This is a genomic window from Falsiroseomonas sp. HC035, assembly GCF_050563525.1.
Taxonomy (GTDB): domain Bacteria; phylum Pseudomonadota; class Alphaproteobacteria; order Acetobacterales; family Acetobacteraceae; genus Falsiroseomonas.
This window is the reverse complement of the sequence record NZ_JBNXUN010000005.1, coordinates 312,848-337,476: the sequence shown is the minus strand read 5'-3', so window position 1 is coordinate 337,476 and position 24,629 is coordinate 312,848. Positions and strand designations below refer to the sequence as shown.

At 72.0% G+C, this 24,629-nt stretch carries 20 protein-coding genes and 1 tRNA gene; 8 read left to right on the top strand and 13 right to left on the bottom strand.

Features of this window, described 5'->3' with window-relative positions:
* Positions 1–35: 35 nt before the first annotated feature.
* From ACLF3G_RS14090 to ACLF3G_RS14080, 3 genes are read right to left on the bottom strand one after another with little or no spacing between them, the layout of a single operon-like run.
* Positions 36–461: an acyl-CoA thioesterase gene (locus tag ACLF3G_RS14090; RefSeq protein ID WP_430670010.1), complete on the bottom strand. Its 426-nt coding sequence runs from the start codon at positions 459–461 to the stop codon at positions 36–38.
* Positions 458–1,684, bottom strand: a complete 1,227-nt coding sequence (locus tag ACLF3G_RS14085; protein ID WP_430670009.1) for a thiolase family protein — start codon at positions 1,682–1,684, stop codon at positions 458–460. The genes ACLF3G_RS14090 and ACLF3G_RS14085 overlap by 4 nt, the downstream gene beginning before the upstream one ends.
* Positions 1,681–3,468 (bottom strand): feruloyl-CoA synthase, encoded by a 1,788-nt coding sequence (locus ACLF3G_RS14080; protein ID WP_430670008.1) that lies wholly within the window; start codon positions 3,466–3,468, stop codon positions 1,681–1,683. The genes ACLF3G_RS14085 and ACLF3G_RS14080 overlap by 4 nt, the downstream gene beginning before the upstream one ends.
* Positions 3,469–3,595: 127 nt before the next feature.
* Here ACLF3G_RS14080 and ACLF3G_RS14075 point away from each other — a divergent pair, with 127 nt between their 5' ends.
* From ACLF3G_RS14075 to ACLF3G_RS14065, 3 genes are all read left to right on the top strand, one after another.
* Positions 3,596–4,066 (top strand): MarR family winged helix-turn-helix transcriptional regulator, encoded by a 471-nt coding sequence (locus tag ACLF3G_RS14075; RefSeq protein WP_430670007.1) that lies wholly within the window; start codon positions 3,596–3,598, stop codon positions 4,064–4,066.
* Positions 4,067–4,127: 61 nt separating this feature from the next.
* On the top strand, positions 4,128–4,895 hold the full coding sequence (locus ACLF3G_RS14070; protein WP_430670006.1) for a crotonase/enoyl-CoA hydratase family protein: 768 nt from the start codon (positions 4,128–4,130) through the stop codon (positions 4,893–4,895).
* A gap of 2 nt (positions 4,896–4,897) precedes the next feature.
* On the top strand, positions 4,898–5,656 hold the full coding sequence (locus tag ACLF3G_RS14065) for an SDR family NAD(P)-dependent oxidoreductase (RefSeq protein WP_430670005.1): 759 nt from the start codon (positions 4,898–4,900) through the stop codon (positions 5,654–5,656).
* A gap of 9 nt (positions 5,657–5,665) precedes the next feature.
* On the opposite strand, the gene ACLF3G_RS14060 is transcribed toward ACLF3G_RS14065, so the two are convergent.
* From ACLF3G_RS14060 to ACLF3G_RS14025, 8 genes are all read right to left on the bottom strand, one after another.
* A complete protein-coding gene (locus ACLF3G_RS14060; protein ID WP_430670004.1) occupies positions 5,666–6,100 on the bottom strand; it encodes a response regulator transcription factor in 435 nt (144 codons plus the stop codon).
* A 112-nt stretch (positions 6,101–6,212) separates the two neighbouring features.
* Positions 6,213–6,289 (bottom strand) — tRNA-Met (locus tag ACLF3G_RS14055).
* Between the two features lie 39 nt (positions 6,290–6,328).
* The gene (gene mnmA, locus ACLF3G_RS14050) at positions 6,329–7,441 is read right to left on the bottom strand and encodes a tRNA 2-thiouridine(34) synthase MnmA (protein WP_430670003.1); all 1,113 of its coding nucleotides are present in this window, start codon (positions 7,439–7,441) and stop codon (positions 6,329–6,331) included.
* Positions 7,438–8,136, bottom strand: coding sequence for a TenA family protein (locus ACLF3G_RS14045; RefSeq protein WP_430670002.1), 699 nt, complete (start codon positions 8,134–8,136; stop codon positions 7,438–7,440). The genes mnmA and ACLF3G_RS14045 overlap by 4 nt, the downstream gene beginning before the upstream one ends.
* 11 nt (positions 8,137–8,147) lie before the next feature.
* Positions 8,148–8,477, bottom strand: coding sequence for a ferredoxin family 2Fe-2S iron-sulfur cluster binding protein (locus ACLF3G_RS14040; RefSeq protein WP_430670001.1), 330 nt, complete (start codon positions 8,475–8,477; stop codon positions 8,148–8,150).
* Positions 8,478–8,485: 8 nt separating this feature from the next.
* Positions 8,486–9,700 (bottom strand): cysteine desulfurase family protein, encoded by a 1,215-nt coding sequence (locus ACLF3G_RS14035; protein ID WP_430670000.1) that lies wholly within the window; start codon positions 9,698–9,700, stop codon positions 8,486–8,488.
* A gap of 5 nt (positions 9,701–9,705) precedes the next feature.
* Positions 9,706–10,785 carry a cysteine desulfurase family protein gene (locus tag ACLF3G_RS14030; RefSeq protein ID WP_430669999.1) on the bottom strand — a complete coding sequence of 360 codons (1,080 nt, stop codon included), beginning with the start codon at positions 10,783–10,785 and terminating at the stop codon, positions 9,706–9,708.
* Entirely contained in the window at positions 10,782–11,267 is a 486-nt protein-coding gene (locus ACLF3G_RS14025; RefSeq protein ID WP_430669998.1) for an Rrf2 family transcriptional regulator, read from the bottom strand. The genes ACLF3G_RS14030 and ACLF3G_RS14025 overlap by 4 nt, the downstream gene beginning before the upstream one ends.
* A gap of 541 nt (positions 11,268–11,808) precedes the next feature.
* Here ACLF3G_RS14025 and ACLF3G_RS14020 point away from each other — a divergent pair.
* Together ACLF3G_RS14020 and ACLF3G_RS14015 are read left to right on the top strand one after the other, a co-directional pair.
* On the top strand, positions 11,809–12,477 hold the full coding sequence (locus ACLF3G_RS14020; RefSeq protein WP_430669997.1) for an alpha/beta hydrolase: 669 nt from the start codon (positions 11,809–11,811) through the stop codon (positions 12,475–12,477).
* Positions 12,478–12,650: 173 nt separating this feature from the next.
* A complete protein-coding gene (locus ACLF3G_RS14015) occupies positions 12,651–14,270 on the top strand; it encodes an ATP-binding protein (protein ID WP_430669996.1) in 1,620 nt (539 codons plus the stop codon).
* A gap of 14 nt (positions 14,271–14,284) precedes the next feature.
* Here ACLF3G_RS14015 and ACLF3G_RS14010 read toward each other — a convergent pair whose 3' ends face one another.
* On the bottom strand, positions 14,285–15,379 hold the full coding sequence (locus tag ACLF3G_RS14010; protein ID WP_430670048.1) for an anhydro-N-acetylmuramic acid kinase: 1,095 nt from the start codon (positions 15,377–15,379) through the stop codon (positions 14,285–14,287).
* A gap of 77 nt (positions 15,380–15,456) precedes the next feature.
* Between ACLF3G_RS14010 and tyrS the strand changes: the two genes are divergently transcribed.
* Both tyrS and ACLF3G_RS14000 read left to right on the top strand, forming a co-directional pair.
* Complete coding sequence (gene tyrS / locus ACLF3G_RS14005; RefSeq protein WP_430669995.1) at positions 15,457–16,677, top strand: tyrosine--tRNA ligase; 1,221 nt, start codon at positions 15,457–15,459, stop codon at positions 16,675–16,677.
* Between the two features lie 95 nt (positions 16,678–16,772).
* Entirely contained in the window at positions 16,773–18,482 is a 1,710-nt protein-coding gene (locus tag ACLF3G_RS14000) for a DUF6311 domain-containing protein (protein ID WP_430669994.1), read from the top strand.
* Here the strand turns inward: ACLF3G_RS14000 and ACLF3G_RS13995 are convergent.
* Positions 18,421–21,588: a DUF3971 domain-containing protein gene (locus ACLF3G_RS13995; RefSeq protein ID WP_430669993.1), complete on the bottom strand. Its 3,168-nt coding sequence runs from the start codon at positions 21,586–21,588 to the stop codon at positions 18,421–18,423. The genes ACLF3G_RS14000 and ACLF3G_RS13995 overlap by 62 nt on opposite strands.
* Positions 21,589–21,605: 17 nt before the next feature.
* Between ACLF3G_RS13995 and ACLF3G_RS13990 the strand changes: the two genes are divergently transcribed.
* Positions 21,606–24,614: a bifunctional [glutamine synthetase] adenylyltransferase/[glutamine synthetase]-adenylyl-L-tyrosine phosphorylase gene (locus ACLF3G_RS13990; RefSeq protein ID WP_430669992.1), complete on the top strand. Its 3,009-nt coding sequence runs from the start codon at positions 21,606–21,608 to the stop codon at positions 24,612–24,614.
* Positions 24,615–24,629: the final 15 nt, after the last annotated feature.

Genomic DNA, 24,629 nt, shown 5'->3' with positions numbered 1-24,629 from the left:
GCCGCCGGGCGGCACCATTGTTATGTGGCATAACCTCAGCCGAAGGCGGCGATGACCTCGGCCGGGATCGGCACGCCCTTGATGCGGCCGGGGTCGTCCGGGTGCCTGGCCGCCCAGACGCGGGTCTCGAACCCCTCCACGCCCAGCGCGCCATCCGGGCGCAGCAGGCGGTGGTGGACGTCGAAGCTGGAACGGCGGAAGCCAGCGACGCGGCTTTCCACCACCACCTCGTCGCCGAACACCGAGGGAATCGAGAACTTCGAGCGCGTATCCACCATCGGGATACCGACGATGCCGTGCGCTGCCGTCCAGCGGATCTTCGGCATGCCGAGCGCGCGCTGGAACAGGGCGGCGGTGCAGGCATCGAAATACTCGAAGTAGCGCGGGTAGAAGACGATGCCGGCCGGGTCGCAATCGCCCCAAGCGATGGTGACGGCGCGGGTGTTGAGCAGCGTGGTCATGCCGCCTCGATCAACAGCGCGATGCCCTGCCCGCCGCCGATACAGGCCGAGGCGATGCCGTAGCGCCCGCCGCGCAGCCGCAGCGCCCGCGCGCAGGTCAGCGCGAGCCGCAATCCGGTGGCGGCCAGCGGATGCCCGAGCGCGATGGCGCCGCCGTGCACGTTCAGCCGCGCCTCATCCAGGCCGAGCTCCCGCGAACAGGCCATGACCTGCGCGCCGAAAGCCTCGTTGATCTCGACCAGGTCGATCTGGTCGAGCCGCAGCCCGGCGCGGTCCAGCAGCGCGCGGATCGCCGGCACCGGGCCGATGCCCATGATCTCCGGCGGGCAGCCTACCGCCGCCGCCGCCACCAGCCGCGCCAGCGGCGCGCGGCCCCTCGCGAAGGCACCGCTGCACACCAGCGCCGCCGCCGCGCCATCGACCACCGCGGAGGAATTGCCACCGGTCTGTACGCCACCGAAGGCCGGCCGGATTTTTGCCAATGCCTCGATGGACGAGGGTCGCGGATGGGTGTCGGCCGCCACCTCCGCCACCCGGCGCGGCAGCGCGATGCCGCGGTCGCGCAGGCCCTCTCGTGCAAATGTCTCGGGCACCACCGGCACGATCTCGTCGTCGAAGAACCCGGCCTCGCGCGCCGCCAGCGCGCGCTCGAAGGACCGGGCCGCATAGGCGTCCACCTCGGCGCGGGAAATGCCGTGGCGCTTCGCGAGTTCCTCCGCCGTGCCGCCCATGCTCAGCCCGCAGGCTGGGTCGTCCAGCGCCTCCCACAGGAAGTCCTTGAACTCCACCGGCGCGCCGAGGTCGAAGCCGCCGCGATGGGTGTAGGCGGCGATCGGGTTGCGGCTCATGCTTTCCGCGCCGACACACAGCGAAAGCCCGGCATCCTGGCGGTCCACCGCGGTCGCGCCCTGTACCAGCGCCTCGATCCCCGTGCCGCAGACCCGCTGTACCAGCAGCGCCGGCACGTCCTGCGGCACGCCGGCGTACAGACCGATGTGGCGCGGCAGCATGTAGGCATCGAAGCTGGCCTGCGCGACCGACCCGGCGACGACATGGCCGATCTCCTCAGCCGGCACGCCCGCCTTCGCGATGGCCCCGCGCGCCGCGCGGATGCCGAGATCGATCGGCGAGACCTTGCCTAGCGGCCCGCCGAGATCGGCGAAGGGCGTGCGGGCGCCGGCGAGCAGCCAGGCATCTCGCCATTCGGTGTGCAGCGCGGTCATGCGGAGGGCTCCGTGCAGATGATGATGTCGGCGCCAGGCGGATCGGCATACAGCGCCTCGACCAGCGCGGCGCGCTGCGCCAGCACCGCGCGCTGGTTGATCGAGCCCTTGTCGGTAATCTCGCCGGCTTCCAGCGACAATGGTGCCTCGAGCAGCACGGCGCGGGCGATGCGGTTCGAACTGCCGGTCGCCGTCGCCGCCAGCGCCGCCAGCCTCCCGGCCAGCCGTGCGCGCAGTTCATTGGCCGGAAGCCCCGCCACCGCCTCACGTTCCGGCAGCAGGATCGCGGCCAGCGCGTCGCGATCCTGGCCGGCGATCACCACGTCCTTCACATAGGGCGCGCAGGCTTCCGTCACGCGCGCGCGCAGCGGGCCGACGCTGACCCAGGTGCCGGTGGCCATCTTGAAGTCCTCGGTGATCCGCCCGTCGAACCGGAAACCCTTGTGCAGGTCTGTGGGGTCGAGCGGCACCAGCGCATCGCCGAAGCGGTAGAAGCCTTCCTCGTCGAAGGCCGCCTCGGTCGCCTCCGGGTTGCGCCAGTATCCCGGCGTGATGGACGGGCCCCTCACCCGCGCCTCCATCTTGCCCGCCACGGGCGCCAGCTTCATCTCGATCCCCGGCGCCGGCAGGCCGACGGCGCCGGACTGGGAAAACCCCTCGCGCACGATCAGGCAGAACGGCGCCGTCTCCGTCGCGCCCAGGCCGGTGAACATCGGGATGCGCCGGCCGCATTCCGCCAGCGCCAGGCGATCCAGCGCGTCCCAGATGTGCTGCGGCAGACCAGCGGCGGAGTAGAACATGATGTGCAGCCGGGAGAAGAAGCGCGCCCGCAGCGCCGCATCCTCGCTCAGATGGTGCACCAGTTCCTCGAAGCCACGCGGCACATTGAAGTGGATGGAAGTGGCGATCTCGCGCAGGTTGCGCAGCGATTCCGCGTAGCCGCCGGGCACTGGCCGGCCGTCATCCATGTACAGCGTGCCGCCATTGTACAGCGCCAGGCCGAAATTGTGGTTGCCGCCGAAGGTGTGGTGCCAGGGCAGCCAATCCAGCAGCACCGGCGGCTCCTCCGCCACGAAGGGAAACGCCTCCCGCAGCATCTGCTGGTTCGAACAGAGCATGCGCTGCGTGTTGATCACGCCCTTGGGCTGCCCCGTGGACCCGGAGGTGAACAGGATTTTTGCGGGGGCGTCGGGATCGACCTTCGCGGCTGCTTCGGCCACGGCGGCGCGGGGCGTGGTGGCGATGAGGTCCGCGAAGGCGGTCGCACCCGCAGGCCCGTCGCGCGTCGCCACCACCTCGCACCCGGGCTGCACGCAGGCGGCAATCGCTGCCGCGAAGCGCGAACCATCATTCGCGAACACCATCCCGGGCGTCAGCAGCGCAAGGCAGTGTCGCAGCTTCACGAAATCCGTCGCCAGCAGGGAATAGCTGGGCGAGACCGGCGCCACCGGCACGCCGACATGCAGCGCCGCCAGCGTCAACATCGCCTGTTCCAGGCAGTTGCCCGAAAGAAACACCAGCGGGCGTTCCGCCGACAGCCCGCGATCCAGCAGCGCCTGGCCCAGCGACTGCACCGCGCGCCACATCTCGCGATAGGAAATCCGCCGCCAATCGCCACCCAGAGCCGCGTCGCGCTGCGCGATCAGCGTGCGCTCCGGCGCCTCCGCCGCGTATTGCGCCAGGCTTTCCGTCAGGCTGCGCGGATAGGCGCCGAGCGCCGGGATGGGCGTGACCAGCAGCGTGCCATCCGGCCGCGCCGTGAAGCGCACCGGGGCCGCCCCCATCGGTCTCGCGGCCGGCGACCTGGAAGCTGCGGACATCCCAATCCCCCCGACGCCATTATTGTTATGCACCATAACAAGAAGCCCACGCCCCCTTCAAGGCCCACCCGGCATCCTGTAACAGATGCGCATGGCCATCCCCCGCCGCCGCGCCGCCGAAGCCCAGGCGCCGCCAGACGCCGACCTGTCGCCGCTCGACGACAAGCTCGGCTTCTGGCTGCGCCTGGCCCAACAGGCGAGTTTCGACACGCTGCACCGCGCCATCGGCCCGCTCGGCCTGACGCCCGGCCGCCTCGGCGTGCTGCTGCTGCTGGAGGCGAATCCGGATATCCGCCAGGCGGTGCTGGCGGAGGCGCTGCATATCAAGCCATCCAACCTCACGGTGCTGCTGGCGGCGCTTGAGGCCGAGGGCCTGATCCAGCGGACCGAGGAAGCCGGCAACCGCCGCGCCAACCGCCTGCGCCTGACGCCGGCTGGGGTTGCGCTGCTGCGGCAGGGCGAGGCGGCGGAAGCGCAGACCGAGGCGTATCTGGCCACCGCGCTGGATGCCGCCGAACGCGCCGCGCTGCTGTCCGCGCTCCGACGCATCGCCCGCGGCTGAGGCTTGCCCGCCACCGGCTTCGGCGCCTAGCGTTATGACGTATAACTATAGGGGAGCGCCGATGGACCCGGTCAGCGTGGAGCTTCGCGACGGCGTCGCCTGGATCGGCCTGAACCGCCCGGCCAAGCGCAACGCCATCAACGACGGACTGCTTGCCGCGCTCGACGCCACGGTGGCCGAGGCGCAGGACGGCGCGCGGGCGATCGTCCTGTTCGGCCACGGCCCCTGCTTCTCCGCCGGCCTCGACCTGTCCGAACACACCGCGCGCGACGCGGCGGCGGTGTTCCACCATTCGCGCGGCTGGCACGCGGTGTTCCGGCGCATCCGCGGCGGGCGGGTGCCGACGGTGGCGGCGGTGCACGGCGCCTGCGTCGGCGGCGGGCTGGAACTGGCCGCCGCCTGCCACATCCGCGTGGCGGATGAGACCGCCTTTTTCGCCCTGCCCGAAGGCTCCCGCGGCATCTTCGTCGGCGGTGGCGCCAGCGTGCATGTCGCCCGCATCATCGGCGCCGCGCGGATGGCGGACATGATGCTGACAGGGCGCGCGCTGGACGCCGCGGCGGCGGAGCGCGCCGGCCTCGTCACCTACGTCACCTTGCTTGGCGGCGCCCTGGAAAAGGCCGGAGAGTTGGCGGCCAAGATTGCGAAAATGGCGCCGCTGACGGTGCTCGGCGTGCTGCAGGCGCTGCCGCGCATCCAGGACATGTCGGAGGAGGATGGCTTGTTCGTCGAGAGCATGATGGCCGCCCTGGCGCAGACCGGCCCGGAAGCCCAGGCTGGCCTCGCCGCGTTCCTGGAGAAGCGGGCGGCCAAGGCGGGGGAGGCCTGAGCATGGATTTGCACGGCACATCGGCGCTGGTCACCGGCGGCGGCTCCGGCCTCGGCGCCGCGACGGCGGAGGCGCTGGCGGCCGCCGGCGCGAAGGTCGTCGTGCTGGACATCAACGCAGCCGCCGCGCAGGCGGTGGCGGCCCGCATCGGCGGCATCGCGGTGGCCGGCGACGTGGCGGAGGAAGCGCCGATGGCGCAGGCGGTGGAGGCCGCCGCCGGCCTCGGCCCGCTGCGCATCGCCGTGGCCTGCGCCGGCATCGCCCCGGCCGGCCGCGTCGCCGGGCGCCAGGGCCCGCACGACCTGGCGCTGTTCGAGCGGGTGATCCGCGTGAACCTGGTCGGCACCTTCAACCTGCTGCGCCTGGCCGCCGCGCGGATGACAGCGAACGAGCCGTTGCCCGATGGCCAGCGCGGACTGGTCGTCGCCACCGCCTCCATCGCCGCCTATGAGGGCCAGATCGGCCAATGCGCCTATGCCGCCTCCAAGGGCGGCGTCGTGGCGCTGACCCTGCCGGCGGCGCGCGAGCTTTCGCGGTTCGGCGTGCGGGTGGTGACGCTCGCCCCCGGCCTGTTCCACACCCCGCTGATGGACACCCTGACGCCGGAGGCGCGCGAGAGCCTGGGGAAGATGCCGCTGTTCCCACCCCGCCTCGGCCGGCCGGAGGAATACGCGGCGATGGTGCTGGCGATCGCGGCGAACCCGCTGCTCAACGGCGAGACGATCCGCCTGGATGGCGCGCTGCGGCTGCCGCCGGCCTGACCCGGACCTTCAGCGTTCCAGCGGCAGGGCGAGGTCCATCTGCCGGCGCAGACGCCTCATCAACTCGGCAACGCTGACTGGCTTGGAGAGATAGTCGCTGGCGCCGCAATCGAGGCCGCGGCCGAGGTCGCCCCGCGCGACGCAACCGGTCAGCATGATGATGGGGCAGGTGACGCCGCGTTGCCGCAGACGCTCGCAGAATTCGCCCCCATCGCCGTCCGGCAGGCCCAAATCGAGCAGGATCGCGTCATATCCGTTGCCGGATGCAGCCAGCAGCGCCTCCGCCTCCGCGATGCTGCCGGCCCCATCGGCGGCCAAGGCTGGGTCGGTCGGGATGACGTCAGTCAGGAGGCGACGCAATCCAGCATCGTCTTCGACTACCAGGACCTGTCGCGCAAAGGCCACGCTGTGCTCCGGGGAATGGCAGGCTGCCCACGTTTGCATCAACGTTATTAGGTCGCGTTCGGTTGCCAGAGTCGCGAATCAGGTCTTCCCAAGAATTTGTCGATGACACTATGGGAAGGCTTTCCCCGCGCGCCCGGCGCCGGCGGGATGTTGGTAGCGGCGAGCGGACTTGAACCGCTGACCCCGGCATTATGAGTGCCGTGCTCTAACCAGCTGAGCTACGCCGCCCCGGACTCCGAATTGGATGTCGCTGAAGCGGCGCCGCGATTACGCCGCCACCCCGCCCCTGTCAACGTTGGGCGCGGCAACGCTGGCGGCCCGCAGGAAGCCGCCGCCGAGCACCTGGTCGCCATCGTAGAGCACACAGGCCTGGCCGGCGGCGACGATGTTGGGCTCCGCCAGCGTCAGGTGCAGCAGGCCGGCGCCGGCATCCCACGCCACCTCCGCCGCGCGCGGCGCCTCCCGCCCCCGTAGCTTGACCTGGACCGTGCGGGGCGTGGCGGGTGGCGGGACCAGCCAGTTCACCTCGCCGGCCGTCGCCTCGGTCCGGGCCAGCGAGGCGCGGGGCGCTACCACGATGCGCCGGCGGCCAGGTTCGATCGCCGTGACGAACAGCCGTTCGCCGGCACCACCACCCAGGCCGAGGCCGCGCCCCTGCCCGACCGTGTAGCGGCCGATGCCCTGGTGCAGGCCGAGCACCTGGCCCTCCAGGTCGACGATCTCGCCGGGCTCCGCAGTTTCCGGCCGCAGCTTCGCCACCAGGCGGTCGTAGCTGCCTTCCGGCACGAAGCAGATGTCCTGGCTGTCCGGTTTCGCCGCCACCGCCAGGCCGAGCCGCTGCGCCACGGCGCGTACCGCGGCCTTGTCCGGCATGTCGCCCAGCGGAAAGCGGGCGAACTGCAACTGGGCGCGGGTGGTGGCGAACAGGAAATAGGACTGGTCACGCGCATGATCCGCGGCGCGGTGCAGTTCCGCCCCCTGGGGGCCTTCCACGCGGCGGGCATAATGGCCGGTGGCCAGCGCCTCGCACCCCAGATCCTCGGCCAGCGCCACCAGGTCCTGGAACTTCACCGTCTGGTTGCAGCGGATGCAGGGGATAGGCGTTTCGCCGCGCGCGTAGGTATCCGCGAAATCGTCGATCACCGCTTCGCGGAAGCGCTGCTCGCGGTCCAGCACGTAGTGCGGGATGCCGAGGCTGTCCGCCACACGGCGGGCATCGTGGATGTCCTGCCCGGCGCAGCAGGCGCCCTTCTTCTGGATGGCGGCGCCGTGGTTATAAAGCTGCAAGGTGGCGCCGATCACCTCGTGCCCCTGCTCCACCAGCAGCGCGGCCACGACGCTGCTGTCCACGCCGCCCGACATGGCCACGAGAACCTTCATCCCGCCGCGTCCAGCCCCTGCTGCCAGAAGCGCTGCTCCAACCGCGCCGCCTCGCCAAAGGTCGCGGCGAGCAGGGGAAAACGCGCACTGCCGCCATGGCTCTCGCCCAGCGCATCGATCCGCGCCGCCGCGCCGCGAGCCAGCGCCTGGTAGGCGGGCGCGGCGTAGGCCTCGATCCAGCTCTGGTAGGGGTTGCCCTGCAGCATGCGGTTCGGGTCGGCCAGGATCCGCAGCGCGACCTCGCCATAGCCCACGGTGCAGGGCGCCAGCGCCACCTCCAGGTCCAGGATGTCCCCGGCCAGGCCACGGTCGATGACGTAGCGTGTGTAGCTGACCGTCTCCGCCGATTCCGGCGTGGCGCGCACGGTGGCCTCGGCGATGCCCCATTCGGCGCAGTAGCCGAGGTGCAGTGCGGTCTCCTCCAGAATGGCCGCGATCGAGCCCGACTTCTGGCGCATGGCCGCGAGGCTCTCGGCCTTGAAGACCGCCAGCGCCTGGGCGCGAGCGAAGTGGATCAGGAACAGGTAGTCCTGGATCAGGAAGTCGCGGAACGCCGCCAGCGGCAGCGTGCCGTCCGACAGCCGGCGCACGAAGTCATGCCAGGTGTAGGCCTGCCAATCCGTGGCCGCTTCCGCGCGCAGCCGGCGGAACAGCCCGCCCTCCGCGCCGAACTCCGTCTCCCAGGCCTGGACCATGGCCGGGGCCATCAGCCGCCGGCGTTGCGCGTGCCGGAGGGCAGCTTCACCACCAGCCCGTCGAGCGCATCCGTCATGATGATCTGGCAGCCAAGGCGCGAGGTCTCCTGCAGGTCGAAGGCGAGGTCCAGCATGTCCTCCTCATCCTCCGTCGCGCCGGCCAGCTTGCCGTACCAGCCGGCATCGACCACGACATGGCAGGTGGAACACGCGAGCGACCCCTCGCAGGCGCCCTCGATATCGACGCCATGCTTGTGCGCGATCTCGAGCACCGAGAGCCCGAGCGGGGCATCGACTTCCTTCGGAATCCCGTTCCGCTCGATGAAGGTCATCTTCGGCATCTTCGACTCTACTCCGCCGCGCGTGTCCGGGGGCTGTCGGACCTGTTCGAGGTTTCCATGGCCCGGCGCCAGGCGGCGCCCAGGGCCGCGGCGGCTCGATCCACGTCCGCGGGCGAGGTAAAGCGCCCCATGCCGATGCGCAAGGTCGCGCGGGCCTGCGCCTCCGGCAAACCGAGCGCGGCCAACACATAACTGGGCTCGACCTCGGCCGAGGAACAGGCGGAGCCGGTGGAGACGCACAGCTCCGGGGCCGCCGCCATGATCGCCTGCGCGGTGACACCGCCCGGGAAGGACAGCGACAGATTGCCGGCGACCCGAGCCTCCTCCGACCCGTTCACCAGCAGCCCCGGCACCTGCGCCGCCAGCGCCTCCCGGAACCGCGCCCGTTGCCCGGCGATGCGCCCGGCATCCAGCGGGCCTTCCAGCGCGGCGATCCGGCAGGCCTCGCCGAAGCCCACCACCAGCGGTGCCGGCAGGGTGCCGGAGCGCAGCCCGCGTTCCTGCCCGCCGCCGGAGAACAGTGGCGCCAGGCGCACCCTTGGCCGCCGCCGGACATACAACGCGCCGATGCCCTTCGGACCATAGACCTTGTGGCCGGACAGGGAGAGGAGGTCGGCCCGGATTTCCGCGACATCCAGCGGAAGGCGCCCCGCCGCCTGCGCCGCATCGGTGTGGAACAGCGCGCCATGCGCCTTCGCCATCGCGCCGATGGCGGCGAGGTCCTGCACCACGCCGATCTCGTTGTTTACCGCCATGACGGAAACCAGCAGCGTCGGCGCCTCCGCCAGCGCCGCCTCCAGCACCGCAAGGTCGAGCAGGCCGTCCGGCCGCACCGGCAGCAGCACCGGCTCGAAACCCTCCGCCGCCAGGTCGCGGACGCTTTCAAGGACGCATTTGTGCTCGGTCACCAGCGTGACGACCCGCCGCCGCTCCGTGCCCTGCGCCAAGGCGAAGCGGGCGGCGCCCTTGATCGCCAGGTTGTTCGCCTCCGTCGCGCCGGAGGTGAACAGGATTTCTGAAGCCTCCGCGCCGATCAGCGCCGCGACGTGGCCGCGCGCCTGTTCCACCGCCGCCTCCGCCTCCCGGCCCATGCCGTGCTCGACGGAGCCCGGATTGGCGAAGTTCTCCTCCCACCACGGCCGCATCGCCGCCAGCACGCGCGGGTCGGCCGGCGTGGTTGCGTGGTTGTCGAGGTAGATGAGGCGGTTCGGGCGGCTGGTCATGACGCTCATCTGGCCCCGGCGAGGACGCGGCGGGAGAGGCGGTCGCGCATGGCGGACCAGGCCTGGACGAAACGCTCCGCCGCATCGGGCGGCGCATCCCAGGGCAGCGAGACGCGGATCGCGCCCTCCGCAAGGCCCATCGCGGCCAGCACATGGCTGCGACCCACCTTGCCCGAGGAACAGGCGGCGCCGGCCGAGACCTGCATCCCGGCGAGATCCAGCGCGATCACCTGCGTCTCCGCGGCATGTCCGGGCAGGATCAGGCTGGTGGTGTTGGGCAGGCGCGGCGCCCCGGCGCCGGCGACCTCGGCGCCGTGGCAGCCGGCCTCGATGGCGTCGCGCAGCACGGAAAGCCGCGTCGCCTCCGCCGGATCCGCCGCCTCCGCCGCCGCACCCAGCCCGGCAATGGCGGGCAGCGGCTCGGTGCCGCCCCGCCGGCCGCGCTCCTGGCCTCCACCGGTGACCAGTGGCACCAGGTCGAGCCCCGGCCGCAGCATCAGCGCCCCGGCGCCCTTGGGCCCGCCGAGCTTGTGGCCTGAAATCGCCAGGCTGTCGGCACCGAAGGCCTCCAGCGACACCGGCATGCGCCCGGCCGCCTGCACCGCATCGACATGCAGCAGCGCGCCATGCCAGCGGCACAGCGTCGAGGCATCAGGGAGCGGGTGGATCACACCGGTTTCGTTGTTCGCCGCCATGAGGCAGACCAGGGCGGGCGGCCCATGTAGTGCCCCCGCCAGCGCGTCCAGGTCCAGCGTGCCGTCGGGCAGAACCGGCAGCAGGGTGGCGCCAGGGGCCGCGGCCAGCACGGCCGGGTGTTCCGTCGCCCCCACCAGCACCCGGCGGCCGGCGGCCAGGCCGCGGATCGCCAGCGCATTCGCCTCCGTCCCGCCGGCGGTGAACACCACCTCGGCCGGGCCGAAGCGCGCCACCACCTGATCCCTCGCCCGGTCCAGCAGCCGCCGCGCCGACCGCCCGGCTGTATGGACGGAAGACGGGTTTCCCGGCAGGTCCAGCGCCGCCAGCACCGCCGACCGCGCCGCCGGCCGCAGCGGTTCGGAGGCGTTGGCGTCCAGGTACAGGGTCATGGCTCTGGCGAGGGCCCGGCGGCGATCGGGCAGGTGGCGCGGCCGATCACCTGGCCGCAGACCACGTCGGCCAGCGTCACGCCTTCCAGGAACAGCTTGATCTGGCTGCCCAGTTCCGCCCACAGGTCATGCGTCAGGCAGCGATCCCCGGCGAGGCAGCCGGGGCCGCCTTCCTCGCAGCGGGTCGCCTGGATGGATTCATCGACTGCCTCGACGATCACTGCGATGGAGATGTCCCGCGCCGGCCGCGCCAGCATGTAGCCGCCGCCGGGGCCGCGGACGGAAGCGACCAGTCCCGCGCGCCGCAGCGGGCCGAACAGCTGTTCGAGGTAGGCCAGCGAAAGCCGCTGCGCCTGCGCGATCTCCGCCAGGCTGACCTGCGGCCGCGCCACCGTGCCGCATTCCACCGACTCGCCCTGCTGGCGCGCGGCAAGTTCGACCATCGCCATCACGGCGTAGCGACCGCGGGTGGAAAGCCTCATGCGGGTCTCCCGCCCTGCGTGTCAGCCGGCATGGCCGCGGCCCCCGCCGAAGCTGTGGCAGGGTAAAGGTCGGGACAACCTGCCGGTGAAGGAGCCCAAAAAGAGGAACATTCGGGCCCTGCCGTGAATCCGATATGAAAGCTGATGGCACCTCACCTATATTGGCTGGACCCCCGGGTCCGGGAGCCTGCCCGGGGGTGTCTCGGGCGCGGCCTGCCGTACCCGCCAGAGCTACAACCGGAGCCGAATGACCGCGACTCTCGTCGCCTTGCAAGGCAGCCGCCCTGGACCCAAACCGGGACGCCGCCGCCAAAGCAAGGCTATTGTTCCCGACCTGCGCCGTCAACTATGCGAGCCGGGAGAGAACGGGGCGTGGCCTTCAGATTCGATTGAGCCCGAGGCGCGTCGCGGCGGCGGCGTGGTGGTTCCCCAAACGGCCAAGGGGCGGGTGCGCTGCACACATCCCTCCCCGGCCATGGTTCGTGGCAGCCGGTTCCCCCCGGCGCACCGCGGACCCAACATGGACTGGATCTTTTGAACGATGCCTGAAGTCATGTTCGCCGGGCCGGATGGCCGGCTCGAGGGCCGCTATCATCACGCGAAGCAGGCGCATGCGCCGGTCGCGCTGATATTGCACCCGCATCCGCTGCATGGCGGCACCATGAACAACCGCGTCGTTCACGCGCTGTACCAGCGTTTCCAGGCGATGGGCTTCTCGACCCTCCGCTTCAACTTCCGCGGCGTCGGCCGCAGCCAGGGGCGCTACGATGGCGGCATCGGGGAGATCTCGGATGCCGCGGCGGCGCTGGACTTTTTGCAGGCGGTGAACCCGAACGCCTCTTCGCTCTGGGTCGCGGGATATTCCTTCGGGTCCTATGTCGGCATGCAGCTGCTGATGCGGCGGCCGGAAATGGGCGGCTTCGTCAGCGTCTCCGCCCCCGCCAGCCACTATGATTTCGGCTTCCTGGCGCCCTGCCCCTGCAACGGGTTGATCCTGCATGGCTCGGACGACGAGCTGGTGCCGGAGCCCAGCGTGCGGAAGCTGGTGGACAAGCTTAACACCCAGAAGGGCATCGCCATCGATTATCGCGTGATGCCCGGCGCCGGCCACATCTACACCCCGCCCCAAGCGGAACAGGTGGCCGATGCGGCGGAAGACCACGTCATGGGCATGCTGAACCGCAACCGGATGGCACTCGCCGCCGACTGACGTTTCCCGGCGGCAAGGACCCGGCCGGACCCGAGGCCTCGCGCCTCGGGTCCGGCCGGGTTTTTTGCGGGCGCAGCCAGGCGCACGCAGGGCCTGATTCTTCTGCGCGAGAAAGGCCCAATTTGTCACTCTCCAGCTTCCGGTCCGGGTTGCAGTCCCGCCGGGCCGTGGGGATGGGCACCGCGCGCGGGCATCTCCTCGGCATCGGCCTTTTCAGCGCCGCACTCGCCGGACGCTTCGCCCTGGGCCCGATCCTACCACCCCTCGGCTTTCCCTTCCTCACCTTCTTCCCGGCCGTACTGCTGGCGACCTATTTCGGCGGCATGGGCCCCGGGCTCGTCACCGGGGCGCTGAGCACGACGGCGGCCTGGTACTTCTTCATCGCGCCCTACGGCTCCTTCAATCTCGTGACGACACCGGAAATCATCGCCCTGGTCTTCTTCGTGGCGGTCGTGCTGGTCGATGTCGTCGTCGTCCACCTCATGAACTCCGCGGTCAATCGGGTGGAGGACGAGAAGGCCCGCAGCGCCGACCTCGCCGAGGAATTGCAGCGCCTGAACACCTCGCTCGAGGAACGGGTCCGCGTCGAGGTCGCGGCGCGGGAAGCGGCACAGCTCAAGCTTGCACAGGACCAGCGCCTGCGGGCCCTGGGACAGCTCGCGGGCGGTGTCGCGCACGACTTCAACAACATCATGCAGGCGATCCAGAGCGGCGCGAGCCTCATTCGCCGGCGTGCGGAAAGCCCCGATGCCGTGCGGCACCTGGCGCAGATGGTCGAGGAAGCCACCCAGCGCGGCGGCTCGGTCACGCGGCGGCTTCTGTCCTTCGCGCGCCGCGGCGAACTGCGCCTGGAGCCGGTCGACCCGGCGGGCCTCGTGCGCGGCCTGCGGGAAATCCTCTGGCATACGCTCGGCGCCCAGATCCGGACCGAGATCGACGCCGATCGCCGGCTTCCCGCGCTCGTCACCGACCGCGGCCAGCTCGAGACCGTGCTGGTGAACCTGGCGACGAACGCCCGCGACGCCATGCCCCAGGGCGGTGTCCTCACCATCGTCGCGACGGAGGAATACCTGTCTCCGGAAGACGGGGGCGCGTTTGGGCTGGATGCCGGCAGGTATGTCAGGATCACGGTACGTGACACCGGGGCGGGCATGGCCCCGGCGGTCCTTGCACGGGCCGGCGAGCCGTTCTTCTCGACCAAGGTCGCCGGGGCAGGCACCGGGCTCGGCCTGGCAATGGCGCGCGGCTTCGTCGAGCAATCGGCCGGCGCGTTCTCGATCGAGAGCACTCTCGGCGCCGGCACCGCCGTCACCATCCGGCTCCCCGCCGCCACGGCGATGGATCGGGTGGAGAAGCCTCGGACCCTGCTGGTCCCGGCCAGGCGTCCCCTGCGCATCCTGCTGGTCGATGACGACGCGCTGGTCCGGAACTTCCTGGCCGATAGCCTGGCCGACCAGGGCTTCTCCGTCCTGCGGACCAGCAGCGGCGAGGGTGCCCTGGCGCTGCTGTCGGCCGGGGAACAGCCGGATGCCCTGGTGACGGATTACGGGATGCCGGGGACCAACGGCCTGGCGCTGATCGAATCGGTTCGCGGCTCGCCGGCGCTCGCCCGGCTTCCCGCCCTGCTGCTGACGGGCAATCTGGAGCAGGCCCTCGACCACCAGTTCTCGGAACGTGCAGCGACTGATCCGCTGCTGCGGGTGATGCGCAAGCCGGTCAGTGCCGAGGATCTGGCCGAGGAACTGTCCGCGCTGGATCGATTGGCGCAGAAGGCCCAGGGGCCGGAGGCATAGGTCGCGCGCCTGCCTCAGAGCAACGGCCCGACCAGGCGCCCCCCCGGCCATGGCGCCGGCACGCCGGTCGTCCCCGGAAAGGTCAGCGGCAGCCCGCGCCAGACCCGCGCCGCCAGCACGCCGAAGGCCTGCGCCTCCAGTGCATCGCCGTTCCAGCCGGCTACCTCCACCGCCCGCACCGGCTCCGCCAGCGCCGCGCCCAGCGCCCGGATCATCGCCGGGTTGCGCCGCCCGCCGCCGGCCACCAGCCATTGTACCGGCGGCGCCGGGAAGTGCCGCGCGGCGGCGGCCACGCAGATGGCGCAGAACGCGACCAGGGTGGCGGCGCCATCCTGCGGCGACAGCGCGCCGGCCCCGGCCTCCTTCAGCGCCCGGTCGAAATCCAGCCGGTCGAGCGATTTCGGCGGTGGCGCAGCGAGCCAGGGATGCGCCATCAGCGGCGCCAGTACGCCGCCATCCGCCTGCCCGGCCAGGGCAAGCCTGCCGTCGCGGTCATAGGGCTCGCCGGTGGATCGCCGCGCCCAGTCGTCCAGCGGGCCGTTGGCCGGGCCGGTGTCGAAGGCCACCAGCGTGCCGTCCTCCCCGATCCAGGTGACGTTGCCGACCCCGCCGAGGTTCAGGATGGCCAGCGGCTTCGGCAGGCGGGCCGCCATAACCGCATGCACCACCGGCACCAGCGGCGCCCCTTGCCCGCCGGCCGCCACGTCTGCGGAGCGGAAATCATGCGCAACCGTGATCCCCGTCTCCCGCGCCAGGCGCTGCGCATCGCCGACCTGCCAGGTGAAACCCGGCGTGTTCAGGCCCGGCCGGCTTGGCCGGTGCAGGATGGTCTGGCCGTGGAAGCCGATGACGTCCGACGGCCAGCCGATGGCGCGCACCGCCTCGATATGCCGCTCCGTCAGCCGCGCCACGCAGCTCGCCAGGAAGGGGTCCTCGGCCGGCAGCTCCGGCGCGCGGTCGAGCAATTCGCGCAGGTCGCGCCGCAGCGCCGGCGCGTAGGGCAGCGTCAGCACCGGACCGAGTCGCCCGATCGCCTCCCCATCCGTCTCCACCCAGGCGGCATCGACTCCATCGAGGGAGGTGCCGCTCATCAGCCCGATCGTTCTCAGCACGGGCTGCGCCCGATTGTTCTCAGCATGGGGCCACCGTGCTACGCCGCCCGCAGTTTCGGAAGCCCCACAGACCCATGACGGCCACCCAGGATTTCCTGCACATCGCCCGCGAGCGCGGCTTCATCCACCAGGTGACGGATGCGGAGGGACTGGCCGCAAGCGGGCGTGTCAGCGCCTATGTCGGCTTCGACTGCACCGCGGACAGCCTGCATGTCGGCCACCTGCTGTCGATCATGCTGCTGCGCCTGTTGCAGCGGACCGGAAACCGCCCGGTGGCGCTGATGGGCGGCGGCACCACCAAGATCGGCGATCCCTCCTTCCGCGACGACGCGCGGCCGCTGCTCGACGATGCGCAGATCGAGGCCAACCAGGCCGGCATCCGCAAATCCTTCGACAGCTTCCTGGATTTCGGCCCAGAGGCCGGCATCATGCTCGACAACGCCGAATGGCTGGACGAGCTGCGCTACATTCCTTTCCTGCGCGAGGTCGGGCGGCATTTCAGCGTCAACCGCATGCTGACCATGGACAGCGTGCGGCTGCGGCTGGACCGCGACCAGCCGCTCAGCTTCCTCGAATTCAACTACATGCTGCTGCAATCCTATGACTTCCTGGAACTGCACCGGCGGCTGGGCGTGACGCTGCAGATGGGTGGATCGGACCAGTGGGGCAACATCATCATGGGCGCCGACCTGGTGCGCCGCATGGCGGGCGCCGAGGCCTTCGGCCTGACCACCCCGCTGCTGACCACGGCCTCCGGCACCAAGATGGGCAAGACCGCGGGCGGCGCGGTGTGGCTGAACCCGGACCGGCTGGCGCCCTACGGCTACTGGCAGTTCTGGCGCAATGCCGAGGATGCGGATGTCGGCCGCTTCCTCGGCCTGTTCACCGAACTGCCGATGGAGGAAATTCGCCGTCTCGGGGCCTTGCAGGGCTCGGAGGTGAACGAGGCGAAGAAGATCCTGGCGACCGAGGCCACCGCCTTGCTGCATGGCCGCGACGCCGCGGCGGCCGCCGCCGAAACCGCCCGCCGCGCCTTCGAACAGGGCGAGGCGGCGGACACCCTGCCGAGCCACGCCACCGCCCTGCCCGCCGCCGTCGTCGATATCCTGGCGGAGGCGAAGCTGGTGGCCAGCAAAAGCGAGGCGCGGCGCCTGATCAAGCAGAACGGCGTGCGCCTGAATGACGCCCCGGTGGGCGACGAAGCGGCGCAGGTCACGCTGACCGATCTGCACGATGGCGCCGCGAAGCTCTCGCTCGGCCGCAAGCGGCACCTTCTGGTGCGCCCGCTGGGCTGAACCAACTCCTTCCGGCTGCGTTCAGGAAAGGCCGGCTGTTGTCCCGGCCTCGCGGCCGGCGGGTTCCCGGCCCTGCCTGATGCGGGGACGGGGACATGTGGCGCCCGAGGTGGTCATCCCTGGCCGGTGGGGCGGGCGCCATTGGCCTCGGCCTCGCCGTGGTTGCGGCGGCCTATGGCTGGCAGATCCTGCCCCCCACCAATACCGGCTGGATGCTGGAGGGCACCATCGGGCCGGACCCGGTGCAGTACTGGCTCGGCTGGACCTATTTCGCCCGGTCGCCCTGGATGTGGCCGCCTGGCGCCAATCCGGACTGGGGGCTCGAGGTCGGGTCCTCCATCTTCTACTCGGATTCGATCCCGCTGCTGGCCTTCGCCTTCAAGGCGCTTCGTCCGCTGGTGGAGGTGCCGCAATACTGGGGCCTCTGGCTGTTCGCCTGCGGCGCGTTGCAGGCGCTGCTGGCCTGGCGGCTGATCGGGCTGGTGACGCGAGATGGACTGGCGAGGCTGGCCGGGGCCGCGCTGTTCGTGCTGCAACCCATCCTGCTGAACCGCATGGGCGGGCATTTCGCGCTCGGCGGGCAGTTTCTCCTGTTGGCGGCGCTGTATCTCTGCCTTACCCCGGGCGCGGCCTTGCGCCGGCCGCTCGCCTGGGCGGGGCTGGTGCTGGCGGCCTCCCTGATCCACGCCTACCTGCTACCGATGGTCGCTGGATTATGGGCGACCGACTGGCTCGCCCGTGCCCCGCAACCGCAGCGGCGGGTGCCGCTGCTGGCGATGGAGGCGCTTGGCGTGCCGGGCGCCGGCCTCGCCGGGCTATGGGCCGCCGGGTTCTTCCTGCTCGGCGGCGGCCTCGGCGGCACCTGGGGTGGCTTCGGCGAGATGCAGCTGGACCTGCTGGCGCCGTTCGACCCGACCCACTGGGGCGGGCTTCTGCCGCAACTGCCGCGCGCAGATCACCTGGAATCGCAGGACAGCTACCTCGGCCTCGGCAGCCTACTGCTGATCGGGGCGGGGCTGGCGGCCTATGCCTGGCGTCCGCGTCCCGGCCTGGCGCGGCGGTGGCCTCTGGCAGCGGGACTTGCCGTGATGCTGGCCATCGCCATCACCCACCGGATTTCCATCGGCGGGCAGGTGGTCCTGGTGCTGGCCGAGCTACCGGAGAGGGTGCTGGCGCTTGCCGATGCGCTGCGCGCCTCCGTGCGGTTCTTCTGGCCACTGGCCTATGCCGCGCTGTTCGGCGCCATCGCAGCCCTCGCGCATGCCCTTGGCGGCCGCCGCACCGGCTTCGCTCTGGCGGCGCTGCTGGCGGTGCAGGTGGTGGACCTGCAACCCGGCTTCGCCCGCCTCGCCGGCTATTTCCGCCCCGCCCCCGCCACGGCGCCACTGCGCCTTGCCGACCCGTTCTGGTCCGAGGCCGTCGCCCGCTACGCCCGCATCCGCCTGGCCCCCACCGGCCTGCAGGCCACGCATTGGGAGGAGGTGGCCGTGTTGGCCGCGACCCACGGCATGCCCACGGATGCGGTGTACCTCGCCCGCCTCGATCCGGCCCGTGTGGCGGCGCTGAACGCTGTTACGGCGGATCGCCTGCGGCGGCGTGATCCGGAGCCCGGCAGCCTCTATGTCCTGGCCGAGGGCCCTATGCTGGAGGCCGCGCGGACCGGGCATGATCCTGACCGCGACCTGCTGGCCCGCTTCGACGGGCTGTGGGTGCTGGCGCCCGGCTGGCACCAGACCCCCCTGCTCACGGCGCCGTCGGCCCCCCCTGCCCGATCCCGAACAGCCCGCGGAGGAACCCCGGGGTGAGCGCGGCCAGCGGGTTGACGCTGACCTGCGGGTCCTCGGCCGGCCCGTTCACCTGGAACGTCGCCGCGAACAGCCCGCCGCCGGCCTCCGGCGCGAACAGCCGGCCGATGATCGGCAGGTTGCCGAGCAGCGAGTTGAAGAAATAGGCCGGCACGATGGTGCCCTCGATCGCCAGCCGCCGGGTTTGCCGGTTCAGGGTGCCCCTTGCCGTCAGCCCGAGCGAGGCGGAGAAGGCACGCGCCTCACCCAGTGTCAGCACCTCCGGCGTCAGGCTGAACGGCGCGACGAGCTGGGTGAAGCCGAGGCCCGGCCCGGCCACCGCCTCCAGCACGCCGTACAGCGTCATCGCCTGCAACAGCTTGGCGAAGCCGGGTGCGTTGCGCACGGCGAAGTCGTTCATCACGGCGGTGCCCGCCAGCGCCGCGCCGGGGCGGTTGCTGGCATAGGCCGCCTGTACCGAAAGCCTGCCGCCCTCCAACGTCCGCAGCACGTCGAAGGCCTGGAGCACCGCGCCAGCATCCTCCGCCTCCAGCCGCAGGCTGCGGCCGGCACCGCTGGGGGTAATTTCGGCCTGAAACGCGCCACGCGGCCCGGCCCGGCCGGTGACGCTGCCGGCACGCACCACGCCGCGGGCATCCACCTGCACCCGCGCCTGCACGGCGCCGATCTCACGCCCCGGTCCCATCAGGACCCGCTCGATCCGGGCATTGGCAGTGAAGGCGGGCGAACGGTCCTCCTCCGCCGGCGCCTCCGCACGGGCCTCCTCGGCGGCGAAGGCACGGCGCAGGTCCAGCACCGGCCCACGCAGCGTCAGCACCCAGGGCGCGCCGGGCTGTGAGGGGGGTAGCGCCTCCCCGCTCAGGCGGCTTTCCTCCACCGCGGCGTCCTGGATGATGAGCTGTTCCATCCGCGCGCCGCGCCCGAAGGCAGCGGCACCGCGCACGCGCAGGGCGGGCGCATCCACCTGGAAGCTGTCCATCGCCAGCAGCGTCTCGCCGTTCAGCCGCAGCACCACCTCGGCCCCGGCGTTCTGGCCGGCCGGCTTGGCCCAGGCGAGCGGGGCGATCATCATCCGGGCGTTGCGGAGGTCCGCCTTTATGGTGGCGCGGCCCTGGCCGCTGCGGCGGGTTTCGGTCGCGACGTCGAGCCCGACCGGCCCTTCCACCAGATCCGTCAGGTCGAGCCCGAGTTCGGCGATGGTCCGGGCATTCGTGGTCGCCCGCACCGTCTCCCGCCGCACCACCTGGCTGGCGGGGCCGGCGCGGAAGTCCATCTCCACCGTCAGCCGCGCGGCGATGCCGGCGAAGTTCGCGGTGCCGGTGGCGCGCAGGCCGGTATTGGTCACGTTCAGGTCGATGACGCCGTTTTCCAGCGGCCGGCCGAGCAGCACATCCGCGATGGTCGCCTGCCGCAGCCTTGCCTGCACGCGGATCTGCAACTGCTCCACAGGCAGGTCCGACAGCAGTGGAAACGCAATCTCCAGCCGCCCTTCCATCTGGCCGCGCGGGTCCTTGATGGGCAGCGGCGCACGTTCGAACAGGCGCAGCCGCGGGTGCTTCACCACGGCGATGGCATCCGCCACCGGGCCGGCCAGGTTGAGCGCGATCTCCGCCGAATCCTGGCCCTGGGGAGGCAGCAGGAAGCGCACCGTTCCGTCCCGCACCACCACCCCGGCCTGGCGCCCGCCGGTGACCTGCATGGTGATCGCCTGCAACCCGAAATCGACCGTGCCGCTGGCCAGCTCGGCGGGCGGGATCGGCCGCAGCCAATGCACGGTCGCGTCCTGCACCGCGAGCCGTCCGGACAGGTCCGTCACGCGCAGCCCGCTGCCATCCGCCGCGGCCTGCCCGGCCAGCCGCCAATGCCCATCCCGCGCGGTGCCGGCCGTCAGGTTCTGCACCATCCAGCGGCGCACCGGCGGGGCCAGCGCCTCCGGCCAGTGCCGCCCGAGATCGGCGATCGGCACCGCGTCCAGGCCAAGGGTCGCGGTGCCGCGCCAGGTCTCGTCGGCGCGGTTCGCCTCCGCCGCCAGGGTAAGGGTCGGCGGCGAGGGACCGGCGAGGACAAGGGTCGCGACCGGCACCAGCAGCCGGTCCCGCGTCGCCTCAAGCGCCACCTCCAGGCGCTCGATCGCCAGGCGTGGGCCGGGGCCGACATCGATCGAACCGACCCCGGCCGCCAGCCGCGCCTGGAGGTCGCGGAAGCTTCCGGCGCTGTCGATGCGGCCCGCGGCCTCGATCCGCGCCGTTGCATCCAGTCGCGCCAGGGGCGCCAGGGCGGGTGCGGCGGCAGCCAGCAGGGCCGGGCGCAGGTCCGGCAGCAACAGGCGGAACGCGATGTCGGCCGCGCCGCCCGTCTCGCCCGCGACGATCTCGGCGGAGCCGCTGACCGGCACCCGCTCCGCGCCCAGCAGCAGGGTCGCGGTCGCGGTGCCGGAGACACCGCCGCCGGGCCGCCGCCGCAGCACGAGGTCGGCGTCGTCCAGCGTCCAGGTCAGGCCGAGCGCCGCATCCTCGACCACCACCCGCGCCTGCACGATCCGCACCAGGCGCAGCGCGGACAGCCAGGTGTCGTCGGAGGGCGCGCGCATCAACTCGGCCAGCATCGGGTCGGTGGTCGCGCTGTCCGGTGCCTCCGTGCCGGACTGCCCGACCAGCAGCGTCACCTCGCCATCCGCCGAACGCCGCAGGCGCAGCGCGGGCCGGCGCATCTCCACCTGCTGCGGCGCCACCTCCCCCCGCAGCAGCCAGGGCAGCGACAGGGTGACGGCGGCATCGGGCAGGTCGAGCCGCAGACTGCCATCCGGTTCGCGCATCCGGACCTGCGACAGTTGCAGTTCCACCGGCGTCAGCCGCCCCTCCCGCCAGCCCTGCCAGCCCACCGCGGCGCGGCCGACCTCGAGCAGCGCATCGGGCGGGGCGCCATCGGCACCGGGCGCATTGGCCTGGTCCTCGATGGCACGGGCGAGCCAGGGCAGCTCGACCGGGCCCGTGGAAAGCCGCCAGGCAAGGGCACCGGTCGCCAGCAGCAGCAGCAGGACGACGAAGGACAGCAGGCGCAGGGCGCGATGTGCCTCCCGCGCCACTTGACCGGCGGCTTGCCTCATCGCCACGCTGGCCGCCGATGCCCAGATCCCAAGCGCCCGCTCCGGCTGCGGTTCCCAGCCCGGAGGCGTTCCCGCCCGTCCTGCCGCCCGTCCTGCCGCGCGCCCACGACGCCGCAGCGGCGGCGCATCTTGCCGCGCGTTTCGCCGAACGCGGCGCCGCAGAAAAGGCCTTCGGCGCCAGCGCCGAGGGAACCGCGCTGCTCGCGGCTCTGGGCGGCCACAGTCCCTACCTGGCCGACCTGGCGCTGCGCGAATCTGCCATCCTGCTGCGCCTTGTGGAACGCGGCCCGGATGCGACCTTCGCGCTGGCGCTGGACCCGCTGGGCCGCGCCGACCCAGCCGCCACCCGCCCGGGCGTCGCCACCCTGCTGCGCCGCGCCAAGCGCCAGGCGGCGCTGATCGCGGCCGTCGCCGACATCTCCGGCACCTGGGCGCTGGACCGCGTCACCGGCGCGCTGTCCGACCTCGCGGATGCCTGCACCGACTACGCCTGTGCGCACCTGCTGCGGGAGGCGCAGGCGCGCGGCGACCTGAAGCTGGCGGGCGGCGCGGCGCGGCATGATCCACGGGCAACCTGCAAGGGCTCGGGCCTTGTGGTGCTCGGCATGGGCAAGCTCGGCGGACGGGAGTTGAACTACTCCTCGGATATCGACCTCATGGTGCTGTATGACCCGGACGCTGCAACCTACGATGCGGACCGGGCCGGCGCCATCTATGTGCGGCTGGCACGCGATCTTGTGCGCCTGCTGGATGAGCGGACGGAAGATGGCTACGCCTTCCGCACCGATCTGCGCCTGCGCCCGGACCCGGCGGCGACACCGCTGGCGGTCAGCCTGCCGGCCGCCATCAGCTACTACGAAAGCATGGGCCAGAACTGGGAACGCGCCGCCATGATCAAGGCGCGGCCGGTGGCGGGGGATCGGGCACTGGGCGAGCATTTCCTGCGCGAGATCCGGCCCTTCGTCTGGCGCCGCCACCTGGATTTCGCCGCGGTCGCCGACATCCATTCCATCAAGCGCCAGATCCACGCCCATAAGGGCCACAAGGGCGCCCATGCCCAGGTGCAGGTCGCCGGCCACGACGTGAAGCTCGGTCGCGGCGGCATCCGCGAGATCGAGTTCACCGTGCAGGTGCTGCAACTGATCTGGGGCGGCCGCGACCCGGCGCTGCGCGACCCGACCACGCTCGGCGCGTTGGCGGCGCTGGCGGCGGCCGGCAAGATCGACCGGCGCGCGGCGGCGGACCTGGCCGATGCCTATGGCTTCCTGCGGCAGGTCGAACATCGCCTGCAGATGGTGGCCGACCGCCAGACGCACAGGCTGCCGGAGGACGCGCCGGGCCTCGCCAACATCGCCTCCTTCATGAGCTACGAAACGCCGGAGGCCTTCGCCAGCGCGCTGACCGGCCACCTCACCCGCGTCGAGCGCCACTATGCCGGGATGTTCGAGACGGCACCGGACCTGTCGGCCGGCGACGAGATCGGCGGCGACCTGGTGTTCACCGGGGTGGAGGACGACCCGGCCACGCTGGCGACGCTGCGCGGCCTCGGCTTCCAGAACCCCGGCGCGGTCGCCGCCACGGTGCGCGGCTGGCACCACGGCCGCACCCGCGCCACGCGCAGCGAACGGGCGCGGGAATTGCTGACGGCGCTGATGCCGGCGTTGCTGGCCGCCTTCGCCCGGCAGCCGCAGCCGGATGCGGCGCTGATGCGGCTGGATACCGCGCTGGCCCGCCTGCCCACCGGCGTGCAGGTCCTCAGCCTGCTGGCGCGCAACACCGCGCTGCTGGACCGCCTCGCCTTCGTGCTCGGCGCCGCGCCGCGCCTGGCGGACCATTTCTCCCGCAACCCGGCGGCGCTGGACGGGCTGCTGGCCGGCCATGCCACGCCGCAGATCGACCCCGCGGCTTCCCTGCCCGCTCTGGTGAAGGATGCCCGCTTCCTGGAGGAAGCGCTGGAGGCGGCGCGGCGCCTGGTGACGGAGGGCAAGTTCGAAATCGACGCGGCGGCGCTGGAAGGACGGCTGGAGACGGATGCCGCCGGCCTCGCCCGCAGCGCGCTGGCGGACGCCGCCATCGGCGCGCTGCTGCCACGGCTGGCGCAGGATTTCGCCCGCCGCCACGGCAAGGTGCCGGGCGGCGCGCTGGGCGTCGTGGCGCTCGGCAAGCTCGGCGGGCGGGACATGCTGCCGGGGTCCGACCTCGACCTGATCCTGGTGTATGACCATGAGGCGGAGGCGACCGAGAGCGCGGGCGGGCCGAAGGCGCTGCCCGCCAGCCAGTATTTCGCCCGCCTCGCCAACCAGGTGGTGGGCGCGCTGACCGCGCCGGGGGCGGAGGGGCGGCTGTACGAGGTGGACATGCGGCTGCGGCCCTCCGGCTCCAAGGGCCCGGTCGCCGTCTCGCTCGGCGCCTTCACCCGCTACCACGTCGAATCGGCCTGGACCTGGGAACGCATGGCGCTGACCCGCGCCCGCTTCGTCGCCGGTGCCCCGGCGCTGAAACGCCGGGTAGAGGCCGCGATCCGCCAGGCCCAGACCCGCCAGGCGGACCCGGCGCAGGTGCTGGCCGATGCGCGGGCGATGCGGGCGCGAATGCTGCGGGACCTGCCGGCGGATGGGCCGTGGGACGTGAAGCACATGGCCGGCGGGCTGGTGGAGGTGGAGTTCATCTCCCAGGCCTTGCAGGTCGCCCACGCCCACCGCCTGCCCGCCGTGCTGTCGCCCACCACCCGCCTCGCGCTGGCTGGCCTTGCACGGGCGAAGATCCTGCCGGCGGAGGAGGCGGAGGCGCTGGTCCGGGCAGACCGGCTGTGGCGCGCCGTCACCGCGCATCTGCGCCTGACCGTCGGACGCTGGCCGGAGCCGGCGCTGCCGGAACCGGTGGCCCTGGCACTGCTGACGGTGACCGCGCCGATCCTGCCGCAGCCCGCGGTTGACCAGGCTTCGTTCCGCACTCAGATGCGCGAGGTCGCGCAGGCCGTGCGCGCCAGCTTCACCCGCCACATCGGCGACCCCGAAACCGCCTGATCCGCCGGAGTCCAA